Origin of the sequence: Spongiivirga sp. MCCC 1A20706 (assembly GCF_046524175.1) — a bacterium.
GTDB lineage: Bacteria > Bacteroidota > Bacteroidia > Flavobacteriales > Flavobacteriaceae > Spongiivirga.
The window spans coordinates 130,525-148,096 of record NZ_JBEFZF010000004.1; the positions used below are offsets into that span (position 1 = coordinate 130,525).

Consider the following 17,572-nt stretch of genomic DNA (forward strand, 5'->3'; position numbering starts at 1 on the left):
TGTCAATTAGTTTAGAGATTCTGATCCGTTCTCCTTAGTTCTTATTCTGTAAGCTTCTTTAATATCTGAGACAAAAATCTTACCATCACCAACATTGCCAGTGTACGCTGATTTTAGAATGGCATCAATAGTCCGTTGTTCAAAGCTATCAGATACCACGATTGAAAGGTATCTTCTTTGAATATCAGTAGTGCTATAACTAACACCTCGATAGACGTGACCTCTTTTTTCGTTTCCAACTCCTGTTACGTCCCAGTAGCTAAAAAAGTTGACCTCTACTTCGTGCAGTGCTTCTTTGACTTCGTCGAAGCGAGATTTGCGAATAATGGCTTCAATTTTTTTCATTGTTCTATATGGTTAATCTTATGATTTAGGTGCCAAATCTATGTTAAATGAATGCATGCCCCAAAAAAAATAGGGGTTAGACATATATTTTTATGATTTTTATAAATTAACCCTATAAAAATTAGGGTTGCTTTAATTTAAATCAAAATAAATGTGAATATGTACCCACGAATTGAAGGGTGGATTCGTTTTTTCTGTTAAAAATGAGGATATAACCGCTATATAAGATACCTTATATAGTGTAAAGTGATCAAAAAGGCGAGAAAATGTGATTTAAATCAACTTTGATAACCAGATGCCAAAGAATACGGCTGCAAAGCCTATTAAAAAGCTAAGGGCGGTATATATGAAAAATTGAAACAAGTCACCATTTTTAAGAAAGACATGATTTTCGTATGCGAAAGTAGAGAATGTGGTGAATCCGCCACAAAAACCCGTGGCTAGTAAAGTAATTTGTGATTGGCTCAAGGTGTCGCTTTTAGCTGCATAACCTAAGATTAATCCAATAACTAGGCTGCCTATAATATTTGCAGTAAAGGTGCCATACGGAATCCCGTCATTAGGGTTGTTAAGGTATTTTCCGAGTATGAAGCGAGCGACACTACCAATACCACCGCCTATAAATACCAATAACAACTGTTTCATATGGTATATATGTAGCTATTTAATAGGTATGTATAGGTTGGTAATCCATTGAGCTGGATTTTTTACCACACCCGGATCATTCATATATATTTCAAAAGGTTCACTATTCCAAGTCGGCTTTAGTTCATTTTGATTCATATATGCATATGCGCTTTCCCATGCCTCTCCTAAATTAGTGTAATTGCCTGTCAATACCGTCTTAATCATTTTACCTTTTGGTAATTTGCCGCATAACACATCATTGTTCCAAGGTACAATAACACGTTCCGCCACTGGAATACCTGTCGACATAATCGTCGTTCCTTGTTCGGTATTCATTTCTTTATAAACGGTAAGCGGCATACCTGATTGAGGAATATTATTTTCACTCATGTATTTCATAATTACACCAAACATCTCAGCCATTTTTTGCGAAATGGCCTCTTTTTGTGTTTCTGTAGTCATATACATATAGTAGCCTCCGTCAAATTCAACAACACCTTCTACATTTACATTGTAAGCAGTGACTTCATTTGTGATAATCTTATCGAGATTTGCTAGACTTTCTTTGTACATGGGCTGTATGCCTTCCTCAATTGTTTGATCCTGAAAAAGGAAGAATACTTTTTCTAGCAACGATTGTTCTCCGTTTATTCCCCAACTTACCTTGGTGCTCCCTTGATCTTGTTCTTCAAACGTCCAATAAACATTACTTTGCGAATCTCCCATAGGGCTTTTAAAAGTCATCTCTTGTACAATCTCCGCGTTATTAATTACTGATACCGTTTTCATCGTTCCATTTCCTGCTTTTTCCGATTCCCATGAATAGGAAGCACCGTTACCGCTTGTAGTATCGCCATAACTCAATTTCATATTTGGGTCTTCTTTCATCCATGCACCCCAGACTTCCCAGTTTTTATAATCATTTACATTGTTGAAAATAACTTCGGCGGGAGCATTAATCATTTTACTTTCAACAACTTGGTAACTTCCATCTTTGGTTCCAGCATAAACAAGAAGTCCGATAAGTCCTATGATGATTAAGAAGAAAAGGTATTTTATGATTTTCATAAAAAATGGTCGTATTGGTGGATGTTAACGCTAAGATAACGATTTTTATGGTAGTTAATCTTATAATAGATTGTGAGAAATAGGCTACTTCACATAAAATTTGATCAATAGTAGAACAGCTATAAAAACGAGAAACCCAATAATAATTGGAATCACGCCGCCTTTAAAATAACTTTTGTGCATCTTTAAATCTTTACGGTAACTAAAGATGATAATGGCTGTGAAAGCAATGACGAAAATACCGGCAAATATTAATTGACCTGTACTGAGCATATGTTTATTTTTATGCAAAATTACCTATTACACTTTAATATATGAAGCGAAAATTAACTGCCGTTCAACTATTTCATGAGTCCTTTGGTTTAGGAGTAAAACATGAGCCAATTGCTAACCTTGGAGAGGATAAGTTAAAGCTGAGATTTAATCTCATGGCTGAAGAAAACGAAGAATATTTAGAAGCTGCAAAAGATAATGATCTGGTTGAAGTAGCCGATGCACTGGGTGATATGCTGTATATACTTTGCGGTACCATATTAGAACACGGTATGCAGCATAAAATAGAGGAAGTATTTGAAGAAATACAACGTAGTAACATGAGTAAGTTGGGTGCCGATGGAAAGCCTATATACCGAGAAGATGGCAAGGTGTTAAAGGGGCCTAATTACTTTAAACCAAATATAAAGGCGATATTGGAATCTTAAACATCTGGAAATAAAATAGGCAGTTAATTTAACTGCCTATTTTCATAAAAAGTGTTTTGTTCTATTCAACAACATATCGCCATCCAAAAGGATCTGCAGTTACATTGTATTGAATATTAGTAAGTTCTTTTTTAAACAAGCTGGCATACGAGTTCGTTACATTCTCTAATTCAAAACGTTCTCCTCTAAAGCCAAATCCTTTAACAGGGTTTATCACCGCGGCAGTACCGGCACCAAACATTTCTTTTAACGAACCATCTTTTGCAGCTTCTACCACTTCATTTACTTTGACAGGTCGTTCTTCAACCTTAATATTGTGATATTTTGCCAACTCAATTAAGCTTTTACGGGTAATACCATCTAATATGGTGTCACTAGTTGGTCCAGTTACTAAAGTATCATTAATGCGGAAAAACAAGTTCATTGTCCCTGCTTCTTCTATATACTCGTGATTCTTGGCATCCGTCCAGATAATTTGTTGAAAACCTTGCTCAGCAGCTAATTGTGTTGGGTAGAACTGCCCACCATAATTTCCAGCTGCCTTTGCATAACCAAAACCACCAGGTGCCGCACGTGAAAATTCTTCCTCTATTTTTAATCTAACTTCACCACCATAATACGATTGTGCAGGTGAGCATATAATGAAAAACATATATTCTTTTGCTGCAGAAGCTCTAACACCAGCCTCAGTGGCAATTACAAAAGGTCGTATATATAAACTGTTTCCTATTCCTGGTTTTATCCATTCATTATCCAGTTTTAAAAGTGATTCTAAACCGTCAAAGAAGAATTCTTTTGGGAATTCTGGAATTGCCATCCTCTTAGCAGATTTGTTAATGCGATCTAAATTGTCTTCAGGCCTAAACATTAAGATTTTTCCATTATCATCTTTATAGGCTTTCATTCCTTCAAAAACAGCTTGTCCATAATGAAAAACACTTGCCGAAGGAAAAAGACTGATCGCTTGATACGGTTTAATAGTAGGGGTTTGCCAACTTCCATTCTTAAATTCACAGACAAACATATGATCAGTAAATACTTTTCCAAAATCAAGATTTTCAAAGTCTACCTGTCTTATTCTTGAAGTTGTTGCTTTTTCTATCTGTACGGCGGTTAAGGCTGTGCTCTTCATCACGAAAAATTTTGACAAAGTTACAGATTAAATCAATCTAGTTGATTTCAAAAACTCTAAAAAAACCGTTATTTTGTAAAATATGAAACACAAAATAGGGTAATCATGAATAAACTGAAAGTAACGAACATATTTGGGCTGGTTATAATGATAACTGCACTGATATCTTGTAAAAAAGAATACGAGAGTTTCGGTAAAGAAATTGAAAATGCCAGATATACTGAAACAGCTTCTATGTTAGAAAAATATGAGGCCTTGGCTGAAAACGATACCATAGATGCAACCTTCAAGGCTCCAATTAATAGCGTATGCGCTAAGAAAGGTTGTTGGATGCGTTTAGATATGGGTGACGGTAAAGAAACCATGGTACGATTTAAGGATTATGGCTTTTTTATGCCACTTGATGCAAAAGGAAATGTAATTGTAAATGGTAAGGCATTTGTTAATAAAACAAGTGTAGAAGATTTAAAACATTACGCTAAAGATGCTGGCAAGTCAGAGGAAGAAATTGCCGCTATTACACAACCAGAGCTAACATATTCGTTTGTGGCTGATGGTGTTTTGCTTGAAAAATAGAGTGAAACGAAAGATCATTCAAACAGCCGATGGTTCGCATACCATTCATTTGGAAGATTGGAATGAGCAGTATCATTCGAAACATGGGGCCATTCAAGAAGCGTATCATGTTTTTATAAAAAGCGGACTCGACCATTGTACCAAAACTAAAATTGATATCCTTGAGATTGGTTTTGGTACTGGCCTTAATGCACTAATAACACTTATCGAGAGTCATAAGCGTAAATTGCAAATTAATTATGTCGGCGTAGAGAAGTTTCCGGTTGAGTTAAATGAAGTTGGTCAACTTAATTATGTAGCAGAATTAGAAGCTCAACAATTTTCTGATTATTTTGATCAAATACACGGATCAAAATGGGATGAGGTTTTGGATATTTCTGATAATTTCTTATTGGTAAAACAACAAAAAGACTTTTTTGAAATTGATCAAATAAATGAGTTTGATTTGGTTTATTTTGACGCCTTTGGTGCAAGGGTTCAGCCTGAATTATGGACGGAAGAGGTTTTCAAAATAGTGCATAGTGCGATGAAATCATCAGGGATATTGGTTACCTATTCTGCTAAAGGAAGTGTGCGCAGAGCCATGCAATCAGTTGGTTTTGAAGTTGAACGACTCCCGGGCCCACCAGGAAAGCGTGAAATGCTGCGCGCAATCAAAATTTAAGGTGTTAAACCCAATATAAAACCAAGAAATAACTCTGTAATAAGGTGTAACTTTGGTAAAAATGATAGTATGCGACTTTTAATTACGGGAGCAACCGGGTTAATAGGTAAGGCGCTTGTTAAAAAGTGCCTAGAGCAAAGTATTGCAATAAATTATCTTACCACAAACACTTCAAAGCTAGAGGAAACGGCATTTTACAAAGGATTTTTATGGAATCCTTCGGAAAATGAGATAGACATAAAATGCTTTGAAGGTTGTGATGCAATTATAAATCTAGCGGGTGCCTCGGTTTCAAAAAGATGGACTGAAAGTTACAAGAAAGAGATATTGAACAGCCGAATAGACACACTTAGAACGTTAAAACAAGGGCTTTCAAAGGTTAAAGATCATACGATAAAGCATTTGGTGTCAGCATCTGCTATCGGATTTTATCCCGATTCTGAAACCGAATACTATACAGAAGATTATTCCAAGGCTGGGACAAGTTTTCTGGCAAAAGTTACCGAGCAATGGGAAGCGGCTATAGACAGCATCCAGTCTTTAGGTGTTCAGGTTTCTAAAATAAGAATTGGCATTGTTTTAGCTAAAAAGGGAGGGGCTCTTCAAAAGATGGTGCCACCAATTAAATATTTTGTAGGTGCCCCTTTTGGTTCGGGAAAACAATGGCAATCATGGATTCATATTGATGACTTGACCGATATGTTCTTGTTTTTAATTGAAAAGGAAATTGTGGGTGTTTTTAATGGGGTGGCACCGAATCCGGTTACTAACAAGCGAATGGTAAAAGCTATTGGTAACCAATTAAAAGCCCCAGTTTTTCTGCCTAATATTCCTCGTTTTGTCATGAAATTGGTGCTAGGAGAAATGCACACACTGGTTTTTATGAGTCAACGAGTAAGTAGTAAAAAAATAGAATCAGTCGGGTTTCATTTTAAGTATATCAACTTACCTAAAGCCTTATCTAATTTGCTTTAAGTGCTAATTAGACGTTTTCCTATAATTTTTCTGTGACATTTTGACATTTTTGTAGAATTGGCAGTACTTTTGCGCACCCATAAAAAAGTGTTTTAAAATTCTATGGCAACAAAGAACAAAAAGGAAGAAAAAGATAGCAAAGTGGAAGACCAGGTACAAGAAACGATGACTCCGGAACAAGACGATGTTGTAAATGAACAGGAAGAGACGCTTAGCAAAGAAGAGAAGCTTGAGCAAGATTTAGCAAAAGAAAAAGACAAGTTTCTTCGATTATTTGCCGAGTTTGAAAACTTTAAAAAACGCACAGCAAAAGAACGTATTGAGCTTTTCAAAACTGCTGGTCAGGATATAATGGTGGCCATGTTACCTGTTTTAGACGATTTTGATCGTGCACTTAATGAAATATCGAAGTCGGGAGATAAGGAACTTGTAAAAGGGGTTGAATTAATTAGCAACAAGTGTAAAGAAACACTAAAATCTAAAGGGCTAACCGAGATGGAAGTGAATGCTGGCGATGCTTTTGATGCCGAATATCACGAAGCGATTACTCAAATTCCTGCTCCGACAGATGATATGAAGGGAAAAATTGTTGATGTCATTGAAAAAGGGTATCAACTTGGAGATAAGATTATTCGTTTTCCTAAAGTGGTAACAGGCCAATAAAACACCCTAATTATTTTAAAAACAGTATTGTGAAACAAGATTATTACGAAATATTAGGTGTTAGTAAAAATGCATCGCAGGCAGAAATAAAAAAAGCATATCGCAAAAAAGCAATAGAATTTCACCCAGATAAGAATCCTGATGACCCTAAGGCTGAGGAAATGTTCAAAAAAGCAGCTGAAGCCTACGAGATACTTGGTGATGAACAGAAAAAGGCAAGATATGACCAATTTGGGCATGCAGCTTTTGAAGGTGGAGCTGGAGGTTTTGGTGGCGGCGGAATGAATATGGAAGACATATTCAGTCAGTTTGGAGATATCTTTGGTGGCGGTTTTAGCGGATTCGGTGGCTTTGGTGGTGGCGGTCAGCGTCGAGTAAAAGGTAGTAACTTACGCATACGCGTGAAACTGACATTAGAAGAGATTGCAAATGGTGTAGAGAAAAAGATTACTATTAAGCGTAAAAAACAGGCTGCAGGTGTCACTTATAAAACATGTAGTACCTGTAATGGAAGCGGTCAAGTTACGCGAATTACCAATACCATTCTTGGTAGGATGCAAACCGCAACTACTTGTAATACTTGCGGAGGTGCAGGGCAGTCTATCGACAATAGACCTTCTGGTGCTGATGCTAATGGTTTAATCACCGAGGAAGAAACAGTAACAATACCAATTCCAGCCGGAGTTGTTGATGGGATGCAGTTAAAAGTTGCCGGAAAGGGTAACGAAGCCCCTGGTAATGGGATTTCTGGTGATCTTTTGGTAGCAATACAAGAATTAGAGCACGATACATTAAAGCGTGAAGGCGATAATTTACACTATGATCTTTATGCAAGTATTCCTGAAGCAATTTTAGGGGCAAGCAAAGAAATTGATACCGTAACTGGAAAAGTCCGTATTAAGTTAGAACCGGGTATTCAATCTGGTAAGATTTTGAGACTCCGCAGTAAGGGTATCCCAAGTATTAATGGCTATGGAAGTGGAGATCTTTTAGTGCATATTAATATTTGGACTCCACAAAATTTATCGAAAGAACAAAAGGCATTTTTTGAGAAAATGCAAGGAGATGAAAACTTCGAACCGAGCCCATTAAAAAGTGATAAATCGTTTTTTGAAAAAGTAAAAGATATGTTTTCATAACTTTTTTGTTTAACAAAAAAAAGTTATCTTTGGATACTAGTGCTATATCTTTATAGTGCTAATTTTTTCTTTTTCATAGCAATTTTTTCCCATCCTTAGTGCTTTTATCTAAGGGTGGGTTTTGTTTATCGTTAGTATCTTTTCTTTTTTGTTGTCTATTGTTAGTTGTTTAAAAGTTAAACAAAATGAAGTTATTTTGAAAAATCGATGAATTCAAATCACTTTGTTTCTACCATTAAGTTAAATGTGACACACAAATAAAACAAAAACAAATCAGTTGTTTTCGTGTCATTTGAATATCTTTGAATCCATGCATACACCATCCTCTGAACATTTGTTGGTTGCCAACAATATCACTAAAAAATACGGAGATTATACAGCTTTAAATAAGGTTTCTATTAGCGTTCCAAGAGGAAGTATTTTTGGCTTGCTTGGACCTAATGGAGCAGGAAAAACAAGCCTTATTCGCATCATAAATCAAATTACATTACCCGATGAAGGTTCACTTTTTTTAAATGGTGAACACTCACGACCTGAGCACGTTAGACAAATAGGATATTTACCTGAAGAACGAGGATTGTATAAGAATATGAAAGTTGGTGAGCAAGCAATTTATTTAGCTCGTTTGAAAGGCTTATCTAAAAGTAAGGCCAAAGCACAACTAAAATATTGGTTTGATCGATTGCATATTGATCATTGGTGGAACAAAAAATTGAATGAACTTTCCAAAGGGATGGCCCAAAAAATTCAGTTTGTGGTCACGGTACTCCACAATCCGAAGCTCTTAATTTTTGATGAACCCTTTTCTGGGTTCGATCCTGTTAATGCAAACCAAATTAAAGACGAAATATTACAACTAAGAGACGATGGGGCAACAGTCATTTTTTCTACCCATAGAATGGAATCGGTTGAAGAGTTATGTGATCATATAGCATTAATTGATAAATCTGAAAAAATACTAGATGGCAAGTTAATAGATATTAAACGTGAATATAGATCGAACACATTCGAAGTGGCACTTGAGACGGCTAATAATAAAGGTCTATTAAATCAAATTCAGAAAGATTTCAAAATTAGCGATGCGCATTTTAGGACTATTGGTGATGAGTTAAAGTTAAATATTCATTTAGATAAAGATAAAACGGCTAACTATCTAGTACAATACTTAAATAACAAGGGTACCCTTACCCATTTTGTTGAAAAGGTGCCAAGCGTCAATGATATTTTTGTGCAATCAGTAAGTAAAGAGAATAATGAGTAAGTTAAGTCTGATTGTTAAAAGAGAGTTTTTAGCGAAGGTACGGAATCGCGCTTTTGTCGTTATGACCTTTGTAAGCCCGATCCTTTTTGCGGGTACCGTAGCGCTAATTGTATATTTAACAAGTATTAATAATGAAGATAAAAAGTTAATTACCGTACTTGATCAAAGTGGTTTGTTTCTTACTGAGCTCGAAAAAAGTGAGACGATTTCTTTTTTACATTTTAGAAAACTAAATTTTAGTCAGGCGAAAGATAGTAGCTTTCGGATGGGGGCTAGCGGCTTTTTATTTATTCCGGACGAAACTGCTTTAGATCGTTTGGAAGAGGAAATTGAGTTTTACTCTTCTAGTTCCCCTAGTGTTGCGGTACTGGGTAATATAGAACAGCGTATTGAGCGAAAGTTGAGACAACTTCAATTAGCGAACTATGGCATTTCAAAAGATGCACTTACTAAGATTGACGATGATTTTGATCTAAACACAAAGAGCTTTTCAGGGAGCAAGAATCTTAAGGGAATAAATGAGTTAAAAGCATTTATAGGTAGTGCTTTCGGCTATTTAATTATGATGTTCATAGTGATTTACGGTTCCTTTGTCATGCGCAGTGTAATAGAAGAAAAAACAAGTCGTATAGTTGAAGTAATTATTTCGTCAGTGAAGCCATTTCAACTAATGATGGGTAAGATAATTGGAAATTCGTTGGCAGGAGTATTTCAGTTTATGATCTGGGTGGTACTGGGTTTTACAGTCCTTACAATACTTACTTATTTTTTGGGTATTAACATGAACGAGTTGTCATCGGCCAACCCAGCGATGACAAAGTCTATGGAAGTCGCATCTATCTCTCCAAGTGATGCATCGCAAGTAAGTTTATACCTCAAAGAGTTGATGACGATTCCTTGGATAAGCTTATTGGGATTGTTTGTTGTCTATTTTGTTTTAGGTTATCTTATTTATAGTTCAATTTATGCCGCAATTGGTAGTGCCGTTGATAATGAAACCGACACACAGCAATTTGTTTATCCTGTAATAGTGCCGTTGATATTGGCTGTTTATGTTGGTGGTTTTTCGGTGTTTGATAATCCTGATGGACCAATAGCGGTATCATTTTCATTGTTTCCCTTAACTTCTCCTATTGTGATGCTCATGCGTTATCCTTTAGGCGGTGTACCTTGGTGGCAATTGGTGTTATCGATCGTATTATTAGTACTAACCTTTATCTTTATAGTATGGCTCGCAGCAAAAATATATAGAACAGGAATATTAATGCATGGCAAGAAGGTTAGCTATAAAGAACTCTATAAATGGTTAAAATATTAGCATATGTTTCAGAGTAAGACCGAAGATATTCTAGAAACGACTAAATCAACTTGGGATAAAGTTTTCGACTTTTTAAGTCATCAAATATACCTCAGTGAAAAAATACATATATCAGTACTTCAGATACTGATTGTAATACTCGTTTTTGTCGTTACAACGTATGTGTTAAAGTTGGTTCGAAAAGTGGTGACCAGAAAACTGCCGGAAGAAGATAAGCTAAAGTTTGCAGGCTTTTTCTCATTCATTAAGTATTTTATTTATATAGCAGTTATACTTATAACCTTAGATAACACTGGTTTTAATGTAACAGCCGTATTTGCAGCATCTGCTGCACTATTAGTTGGTGTTGGTTTAGCGTTACAAACGTTTTTTCAAGACATTATTTCTGGAATATTTATTCTTCTGGATCAAACGGTACATGTAGGTGATATTATAGAGTTGGATGGTAAAGTAGGTCGGGTTGAAAAAATAAACTTACGCACTACGCGAGCTGTGACAATAGATAATAAGGTCTTAATTATTCCAAATCATAAATATCTAACTTCAATACTATATAACTGGACAGAAAACGGGTCGCTAACCCGTGAGAATATTTCAGTTGGCGTTGCATATGGCAGTGATACTGAATTGGTAAAACAAATACTAATAGATGTTGCTCTTGCACATCCCAAGGTCAGAAAAGTGCCTGAGCCGTTAGTGCTTTTTACTGATTTTGGCGATAGTGCACTAAATTTTAAGCTTATTTTTAGCATGGATGATAGTTTTATAGCCGGAATCCCCAAAAGTGATATGCGTTTTGAAATCGATAAAAAATTTAGGGAGCATGGTATTAGTATTCCATTTCCGCAAAGGGAAGTTCATGTATTCCAGGCAAATCAGTCAGCTGAAGATTTATAGTGATAAGAAAATAAAAACAAGTTATGTCAAAAATATTAGTCATAGAAGATGAGGCGGCAATACGGCGCGTATTGGTCAAGATATTAAGTGAAGAAAGCGACTCCTATAAAGTATTAGAAGCTGAAGATGGTTTGGCAGGCATTGATATGATCAAAAAGGAGGATTTTGATCTGGTTTTGTGCGATATTAAAATGCCAAAAATGGATGGTGTTGAGGTTTTAGAAGCTACTAAGAAAATAAAACCTGAAATCCCTTTTGTCATGATTTCGGGTCATGGTGATCTTGATACTGCAGTAAATACGATGCGTTTAGGTGCGTTTGATTATATATCGAAACCACCAGATTTAAACAGGTTATTGAATACCGTACGTAATGCACTTGATAAAAAAGAACTGGTAGTAGAGAATAAAAGGCTCAAGAAAAAGGTAGGTAAGAAATATGAAATGATAGGGGAGTCAAAGGAGATTGCTCATATCAAAGAAATGATCGAGAAGGTTGCAACCACAGACGCTCGGGTACTTATTACGGGACCTAACGGAACCGGAAAAGAGCTGGTGGCACATTGGCTACATGAAAAAAGTGAGCGAAGTAAAAATCCTATGATTGAGGTAAATTGTGCAGCTATTCCTTCTGAATTAATAGAAAGTGAGCTTTTTGGGCACGTAAAAGGAGCGTTTACATCTGCAAATAAAGATCGGGCGGGGAAGTTTGAAGCAGCTAATGGAGGAACAATTTTTTTAGATGAAATAGGTGACATGAGCTTGTCGGCTCAGGCAAAAGTATTACGCGCACTTCAAGAAAGTAGGGTACAACGCGTGGGTAGTGATAAAGATATTAAAGTTGATGTTCGAGTGGTCGCTGCTACCAATAAGGATCTTAAAAAAGAAATTGACGAAGGTCGATTTAGAGAAGATTTATATCATCGATTGGCAGTTATTTTAATTAAAGTACCTGCTCTTAACGATCGCAGAGATGATATTCCTTTACTCGTTGATCATTTTTCTAAAAAAATTGCGGAAGAACAGGGAGTGGCTCATAAAAATTTCAGCGATAAGGCTGTTAAAAAATTACAAGATTACGATTGGACCGGTAATATTCGTGAGTTACGTAATGTTATCGAACGACTTATAATTTTAGGCGGTACAGAAGTCTCTGAAGAAGATGTGAAACTGTTTGCTTCAAAGTAAGAGTTCGTTCTTATATATTGTATGTTAACATGTACTCCGATTGCTGTAAATGTTAAGCAGCACTGCACTTTTGCTAATATCAAAAACCTGTTAATCAGTGTTTTATACTTGATAATCTTAACTTTGATAAAATCAAAAATATGTTAATGAAATCTTAAAATAGAATGTTAAAATTTTAACATTTATATCTTTTAGGAGCTTTTATACTTAAGCTCGTCGATTATTTTTTGTTTTCACTTTGTTAGGCTATAAAGAGATTGCATCTTTGACCAGCCAATGACCTATTGTATTTTAATAGACACTATAACAACAATAAATACAATAGATTATGACAACAATTTTACTTTTTAGAGACCTGTACGCTCAAGCGTTCAAAAAGATACAGTTTATACAGTTGGTTGTATTAAAGTCCTTAACCTGGTTCGCTTTAGGAATGATTGCTTTGGGTTTTTTAGCATTTGTTTTTAGAATAACCTCCGGATTTTTTACAATCTAGAGGTACCATAATACTAGTTTGCAAAAACAAGTGGCCTGAAAAGGATAAATCCTTATCAAGCCGCTTGTTTCTTTTTAAATCAGAATTTATTATTTACCACTTCCATGATATTTGTTCATGTAGCGTTTCCACAATTTGGTTTGATGTGTTTCTAAACTTAATTCACGACCTTGAATAAATGCATGACTAATTAAGTTAGTACGCATGTCTAAGGCATCACCTTCACTAATAAACAGGGTAGCACTTTTTCCCACTTCAAGACTTCCAAAATCAGTATCAATACCAAGTACTTTTGCCGCATTGAGTGTAATCATTTTTACAGCTTCTTCTTTAGGTACACCGTATGCCGCATAGGTGCCAGCATAAAATGGAATATTTCGTGTATTCATGCGTTCCATTTGTCCTTCCATTCCTATTGTGACCATGATACCCTTATCAATGAGTATTTTTGCCATTTTATAGGCTAACCGAACATCTTCGTCATCCATATTTGGATTACGGTGTGACCGATCTAAAACAACTGGAATCTTGTGTTTTACCAGCTCATCAGCTACCAAATGCGCTTGGTCGCCATGAACAAGCACCATTTTAATCCCTTGTGAAGTGGCAAAGTTTATGGCATCTACAATCTCCTTTTTACCGCTTGTGTGAACAAAGAGTTTTTGAGAACCATTATACAAGCCTTTTACAGCGTCATAAGGTAGGTTCTTTTTAGACTGTTCGCCATTTAAGTAGGCTTTTGCTTCCAGCATAAAGTTCTTGATCTTGCCAACATTATCCATGTATTTTTTGTCGGGCTTAGCTCCTGGCTCTTCTCCAAGCCACCAGCGTCCATAGGTGAAGCTGCTTGGCCAGTTCAAATGAATCCCATCATCTGCTTTTACAACCGCGTCTTCCCAGTTCCAGGCATCTAGCTGCATTACCGACGATGTTCCTGAAATTGTACCACCACGAGGGGTTATTTGAGCTAACAATACACCATTAGGGCGCATACTTTCTACCACTTTTGATTCAGCATTATAAGCTATTTTTGCTTTTACATGGGGGATGATTTCGCCTATTTCGTCAAAATCACGGGTGGGTCTTACAGCATCGATTTCTGATAAACCCAAAGAGGCATTAGGTACAATAAATCCAGGGTAAACATGCTTACCACTTGCATCAATTGTTTTACCTCCAGTATTTTGCGACTGGGTGCCAACATAGGTTAATGTACCCTCTTTAAAAACGATTATGCTGTTCTCTATAACCTGACCATTGCCTATGTGCGCTGTGGCACCGGTAATGGTTATTGTTTCGTTTTGCTTCGATGCCGGAGTTTGCTGGGCAACAACCGCTGATACTGCAAACATCGAGACTAATAAGCTTTTATATAAATTTTTCATCTTGCTTCGTATTAAAATTGTTCGACAGTATCACAGTGAAAATCTTCCTTCACTATTTTCTTAGGAGGCTGCGTTTTCATTCCACTATTTTTTGCTTTCAGCATCATATTAATAAGCATATTACGCTCTTTTGCAATATCCTTATTTAGTTGCTGGTCTCGACCCGAATCGAAATAGGTTACCCCTTCAATGATGGTTTTTTCTGCTTTTGCATAGATAGACATCGGATGATCACTCCATAACACAAGATCAGCATGTTTGCCTACTTTAATACTCCCAACTTTATCATCTATTTGCAACATTTTAGCAGGATTAAGGGTAACAAACTTCCATGCTTCTTCCTCAGAAACGCCACCGTATTTTATAGCCTTTGCAGCTTCCTGGTTTAATCTTCTAGACATTTCAGCATCATCGGAATTAAATGCCGTTAAAACGCCTACACTATTCATAATGGCCCCGTTGTATGGTATAGCATCGTTTACTTCGTACTTATAAGCCCACCAATCTGAGAAGGTAGAACCGCCAACACCGTGCTCTTTCATTTTATCAGCTACCTTATAGCCTTCCAAAATATGCGTAAATGTTTGTATTCTAAAATCAAATTGCTCTGCTACCTTCATTAACATATTAATTTCAGATTGTACATAGGAATGGCATGAGATGAATCGTTCTTTATTTAGAATTTCGACCATGGTTTCCATTTCAATATCATAGCGTGGTGCCTTAGCTCTCGATTTCGATTTTTTAGAAAGGCTATTATACGCTTTCCATTCGGCTTCATATTCTCTTGCTCTAGTAAAGTTATCTACAAAGACCTGTTCAACACCCATACGTGTCTGTGGGAATCGAGAAAAGCTATTCCAGTTACTTTGCTTAACATTTTCCCCTAACGCGAATTTTATGTATTTAGGAGCACCTTTAAATAGCAAACCGTCTGCATCTTCACCCCATTTAAGCTTTATGATTGCAGAACGCCCACCAATTGGGTTAGCCGACCCATGTAATATTTGAATGGTGGTAACACCTCCGGATAAGTTTCTATAAATTCCAATGTCATCAGCTTCCACAACATCTTCAATAGTAACTTCAGCAGAGTTATTGTGTCCTGCTTCATTAATAGATGCTGCAGCAATGTGACTGTGCTCATCAATAACTCCAGATGTTAAGTGCTTTCCGGTAGCATCTATTACTTTTGCACTAGGATCGCTAAGGTTTTTTCCAACCTTGGCAATACGGCCATTTTTTACCAAAACATCAGCATTCTGCATGATGCCTTCTGATTCATTAGTCCATACAGTTGCATTTTTAAATAATAGGTTTTCAGCAGTAGGTTTTGTTTTAAAACCAAATGCGTTGTTAGGATAGGTAAGTGGTAGTAAAACAGGATCGTCATCACCACTTTTACCGGCTTTGCCTCCTTTACCTCCTTCGCCACCATTTTCTCCATGCTTGCCACTTTTTCCATCTTTTCCTCCTGTATCGTCTTCTTTTGCATCTGCCGATTTATTGGCAGTCCATTTAGTTATCGCACCGCTGGCCAAGGTACCGTTACCAGATAAATTGTCAGAATTTCCTATAGCGGCAGTTAAACGTACAAAACGCTCTTCTTTTTCATCCGCAGGAATATAAAACAGGTTGAGCCATCCGTCTTTATATTTTACTTTAGAAGCCAATTTAAGGGTGTCCTTTTTTATCTCTGATTTTAGTTTTGATAACTCTCCAGAAAGTTTCAGACTATAGGTGTTGCCAACAATATTAAGATCATAATCTCCACGAATGTCTTTTACGTTCATATCATTAACGACATTTTTGTTGCCTTGAACCCAATTTTCATAGAGGGTTGTTTTTTTGTTGAAAATATCTCCAGAAGTGATTAAAAAGTTCGCGATAGCTCCTTTGTTGAGCGAACCGATCATGTTACTTTTTCCAAGAAGTCTTGCTGGGACCGTGGTTAATGCTTCTAATGCTTTAGTTTCATCTAAACCATACTTAATGGCTTTCATTAAGTTCGATTTAAAATCTTTAGTCGATTTTAATTCGGCAGTGGTTAATGCAAAGGGAATCCCATTTTTTGCCAAAACACTTGGATTAGTGGGTGCATGATTCCAATGTTTCATCTGGCTTAATTCTACCATCGAAGCAGCATAAGGGTCACTAACATCATAGGCAGCTGGAAACTTTATAGGAATAATAAAGCTGGCATTTGTTCTTTTTATCGCATCAATACTAGCGTATTCGTCACCGCCACCTTTAATGATATAGTTGATGCCAAATTCATTTGCAATTTTATCCGCCCTTAAGGCATTCGCAGCACTTCTTGCATCTATAATTTGCGGTAAGTTCATGTTTTTGGCAACAGCTTCTAACGACCTATCTTTCGTATCACTATTTCCACTTGCATACCATTTGGAATCGTGATACACCTGGCGTATCAATGCCATAGAACCCATGATGGAGGTAGGGTAACTTTGTCTTGAAGCCACACTTTTCCTAAACGATAGGTGATTGGCGGCGTCCTGATCTAAAATACGGGTTTCGTCACCATCAGTCTCATTTAAGGTAACTAACATGCTAGTTCCTCTCATAATACCATCTTCCATATGGGTGTTTACAGCACCAAAACCAGCTTTTACAAGTTCTCCCGCTTTTTTGCTGTCAAATTTAAAGGAAGATATACCATGTGTTTCTGGCATAATATGATCATTCCAATAAAAACCTTCTCGACTTCCATGATATTGGGCACTACGGCCATTACCGCTAGCTCTTTTGGGCTTGGCAATGCCAAAACTACTATACATATCAATAAAAGAAGGGTAAATATGTTTTCCTTCAAGATTGATAATCGTTGCGTTTTTAGGAATACTAACTGAAGATCCAACGTTTACCACTTTTCCATTTTGTATAAGGAGTGTACCGTTATTTACTACTTGAGTAGGTGTAACATAAATGGTAGCATTGGTAAATGCGGTGTAATTGTTATTCGCAGTTTTTACTCCGTCATTTTTTGGAAAGTAGTCTTGCGAAAACATCGAAATACTGCATAGCAAAAAGCTAAGCAGCAAGAGCTTTTGTTTCATAGGTTGGTTGTTGAATTTGTTAATCTATCGAGCTTAAAGTTAACATAAGCTTAATAAAGTG

The 17,572-nt window shown here is 36.5% G+C and carries 17 protein-coding genes; 11 read left to right on the forward strand and 6 right to left on the reverse strand.

Going from position 1 to position 17,572, the window contains the following annotated elements; translation table 11 throughout:
- Window positions 1–6: 6 nt before the first annotated feature.
- The 3 genes from ABN763_RS10865 to ABN763_RS10875 form a co-directional block, all read right to left on the reverse strand.
- Entirely contained in the window at window positions 7–345 is a 339-nt protein-coding gene (locus tag ABN763_RS10865; RefSeq protein ID WP_410485489.1) for a P-II family nitrogen regulator, read from the reverse strand.
- Window positions 346–618: 273 nt separating this feature from the next.
- Window positions 619–990, reverse strand: coding sequence for a fluoride efflux transporter CrcB (gene crcB, locus ABN763_RS10870; RefSeq protein ID WP_410485490.1), 372 nt, complete (start codon window positions 988–990; stop codon window positions 619–621).
- A gap of 15 nt (window positions 991–1,005) precedes the next feature.
- Window positions 1,006–2,040 carry an SRPBCC family protein gene (locus tag ABN763_RS10875; protein ID WP_410485491.1) on the reverse strand — a complete coding sequence of 345 codons (1,035 nt, stop codon included), beginning with the start codon at window positions 2,038–2,040 and terminating at the stop codon, window positions 1,006–1,008.
- 314 nt (window positions 2,041–2,354) lie between these two features.
- Here ABN763_RS10875 and ABN763_RS10880 point away from each other — a divergent pair, with 314 nt between their 5' ends.
- Window positions 2,355–2,741 carry a hypothetical protein gene (locus ABN763_RS10880; protein WP_410485492.1) on the forward strand — a complete coding sequence of 129 codons (387 nt, stop codon included), beginning with the start codon at window positions 2,355–2,357 and terminating at the stop codon, window positions 2,739–2,741.
- Between the two features lie 61 nt (window positions 2,742–2,802).
- On the opposite strand, the gene ABN763_RS10885 is transcribed toward ABN763_RS10880, so the two are convergent.
- Complete coding sequence (locus ABN763_RS10885) at window positions 2,803–3,873, reverse strand: branched-chain amino acid aminotransferase (RefSeq protein ID WP_410485493.1); 1,071 nt, start codon at window positions 3,871–3,873, stop codon at window positions 2,803–2,805.
- 105 nt (window positions 3,874–3,978) lie between these two features.
- Here ABN763_RS10885 and ABN763_RS10890 point away from each other — a divergent pair, with 105 nt between their 5' ends.
- The 10 genes from ABN763_RS10890 to ABN763_RS10935 all read left to right on the forward strand — a co-directional run bounded on the left by ABN763_RS10890 (window position 3,979) and on the right by ABN763_RS10935 (window position 13,049).
- A complete protein-coding gene (locus ABN763_RS10890) occupies window positions 3,979–4,449 on the forward strand; it encodes a DUF4920 domain-containing protein (RefSeq protein WP_410485494.1) in 471 nt (156 codons plus the stop codon).
- A gap of 1 nt (window position 4,450) precedes the next feature.
- Window positions 4,451–5,113 (forward strand): tRNA (5-methylaminomethyl-2-thiouridine)(34)-methyltransferase MnmD, encoded by a 663-nt coding sequence (gene mnmD / locus ABN763_RS10895; protein WP_410485495.1) that lies wholly within the window; start codon window positions 4,451–4,453, stop codon window positions 5,111–5,113.
- Window positions 5,114–5,182: 69 nt separating this feature from the next.
- Window positions 5,183–6,088 (forward strand): TIGR01777 family oxidoreductase, encoded by a 906-nt coding sequence (locus ABN763_RS10900; RefSeq protein ID WP_410485496.1) that lies wholly within the window; start codon window positions 5,183–5,185, stop codon window positions 6,086–6,088.
- A gap of 102 nt (window positions 6,089–6,190) precedes the next feature.
- Window positions 6,191–6,751 (forward strand): nucleotide exchange factor GrpE, encoded by a 561-nt coding sequence (locus ABN763_RS10905; protein WP_410485497.1) that lies wholly within the window; start codon window positions 6,191–6,193, stop codon window positions 6,749–6,751.
- A 29-nt stretch (window positions 6,752–6,780) separates the two neighbouring features.
- A complete protein-coding gene (dnaJ, locus tag ABN763_RS10910; protein ID WP_410485498.1) occupies window positions 6,781–7,890 on the forward strand; it encodes a molecular chaperone DnaJ in 1,110 nt (369 codons plus the stop codon).
- Window positions 7,891–8,200: 310 nt separating this feature from the next.
- Window positions 8,201–9,151: an ABC transporter ATP-binding protein gene (locus tag ABN763_RS10915; protein ID WP_410485499.1), complete on the forward strand. Its 951-nt coding sequence runs from the start codon at window positions 8,201–8,203 to the stop codon at window positions 9,149–9,151.
- Window positions 9,144–10,469: an ABC transporter permease gene (locus tag ABN763_RS10920; protein ID WP_410485500.1), complete on the forward strand. Its 1,326-nt coding sequence runs from the start codon at window positions 9,144–9,146 to the stop codon at window positions 10,467–10,469. Before ABN763_RS10915 ends, ABN763_RS10920 begins: the two co-directional genes overlap by 8 nt.
- Before the next feature lie 3 nt (window positions 10,470–10,472).
- A complete protein-coding gene (locus ABN763_RS10925; RefSeq protein WP_410485501.1) occupies window positions 10,473–11,366 on the forward strand; it encodes a mechanosensitive ion channel family protein in 894 nt (297 codons plus the stop codon).
- 23 nt (window positions 11,367–11,389) lie between these two features.
- Window positions 11,390–12,553, forward strand: coding sequence for a sigma-54-dependent transcriptional regulator (locus tag ABN763_RS10930; RefSeq protein ID WP_410485502.1), 1,164 nt, complete (start codon window positions 11,390–11,392; stop codon window positions 12,551–12,553).
- Between the two features lie 328 nt (window positions 12,554–12,881).
- The gene (locus ABN763_RS10935; protein WP_410485503.1) at window positions 12,882–13,049 is read left to right on the forward strand and encodes a DUF6747 family protein; all 168 of its coding nucleotides are present in this window, start codon (window positions 12,882–12,884) and stop codon (window positions 13,047–13,049) included.
- Window positions 13,050–13,138: 89 nt separating this feature from the next.
- Here the strand turns inward: ABN763_RS10935 and ABN763_RS10940 are convergent, their stop codons facing one another.
- Together ABN763_RS10940 and ABN763_RS10945 are read right to left on the reverse strand one after the other, a co-directional pair.
- Entirely contained in the window at window positions 13,139–14,434 is a 1,296-nt protein-coding gene (locus ABN763_RS10940; protein ID WP_410485504.1) for an amidohydrolase family protein, read from the reverse strand.
- 11 nt (window positions 14,435–14,445) lie between these two features.
- Window positions 14,446–17,511 (reverse strand): amidohydrolase family protein, encoded by a 3,066-nt coding sequence (locus ABN763_RS10945; RefSeq protein WP_410485505.1) that lies wholly within the window; start codon window positions 17,509–17,511, stop codon window positions 14,446–14,448.
- Window positions 17,512–17,572: the final 61 nt, after the last annotated feature.

Bases quoted from the DNA above. Each gene is read 5' to 3' on its own strand.
- ABN763_RS10865 (WP_410485489.1), bottom strand. From the start codon at position 345: ATGAAAAAAATTGAAGCCATTATTCGCAAATCTCGCTTCGACGAAGTC.
- crcB (WP_410485490.1), bottom strand. From the start codon at position 990: ATGAAACAGTTGTTATTGGTATTTATAGGCGGTGGTATTGGTAGTGTC.
- ABN763_RS10875 (WP_410485491.1), bottom strand. From the start codon at position 2,040: ATGAAAATCATAAAATACCTTTTCTTCTTAATCATCATAGGACTTATC.
- ABN763_RS10880 (WP_410485492.1), top strand. From the start codon at position 2,355: ATGAAGCGAAAATTAACTGCCGTTCAACTATTTCATGAGTCCTTTGGT.
- ABN763_RS10885 (WP_410485493.1), bottom strand. From the start codon at position 3,873: ATGAAGAGCACAGCCTTAACCGCCGTACAGATAGAAAAAGCAACAACT.
- ABN763_RS10890 (WP_410485494.1), top strand. From the start codon at position 3,979: ATGAATAAACTGAAAGTAACGAACATATTTGGGCTGGTTATAATGATA.
- ABN763_RS10900 (WP_410485496.1), top strand. From the start codon at position 5,183: ATGCGACTTTTAATTACGGGAGCAACCGGGTTAATAGGTAAGGCGCTT.
- ABN763_RS10905 (WP_410485497.1), top strand. From the start codon at position 6,191: ATGGCAACAAAGAACAAAAAGGAAGAAAAAGATAGCAAAGTGGAAGAC.
- ABN763_RS10915 (WP_410485499.1), top strand. From the start codon at position 8,201: ATGCATACACCATCCTCTGAACATTTGTTGGTTGCCAACAATATCACT.
- ABN763_RS10920 (WP_410485500.1), top strand. From the start codon at position 9,144: ATGAGTAAGTTAAGTCTGATTGTTAAAAGAGAGTTTTTAGCGAAGGTA.
- ABN763_RS10925 (WP_410485501.1), top strand. From the start codon at position 10,473: ATGTTTCAGAGTAAGACCGAAGATATTCTAGAAACGACTAAATCAACT.
- ABN763_RS10930 (WP_410485502.1), top strand. From the start codon at position 11,390: ATGTCAAAAATATTAGTCATAGAAGATGAGGCGGCAATACGGCGCGTA.
- ABN763_RS10935 (WP_410485503.1), top strand. From the start codon at position 12,882: ATGACAACAATTTTACTTTTTAGAGACCTGTACGCTCAAGCGTTCAAA.
- ABN763_RS10940 (WP_410485504.1), bottom strand. From the start codon at position 14,434: ATGAAAAATTTATATAAAAGCTTATTAGTCTCGATGTTTGCAGTATCA.
- ABN763_RS10945 (WP_410485505.1), bottom strand. From the start codon at position 17,511: ATGAAACAAAAGCTCTTGCTGCTTAGCTTTTTGCTATGCAGTATTTCG.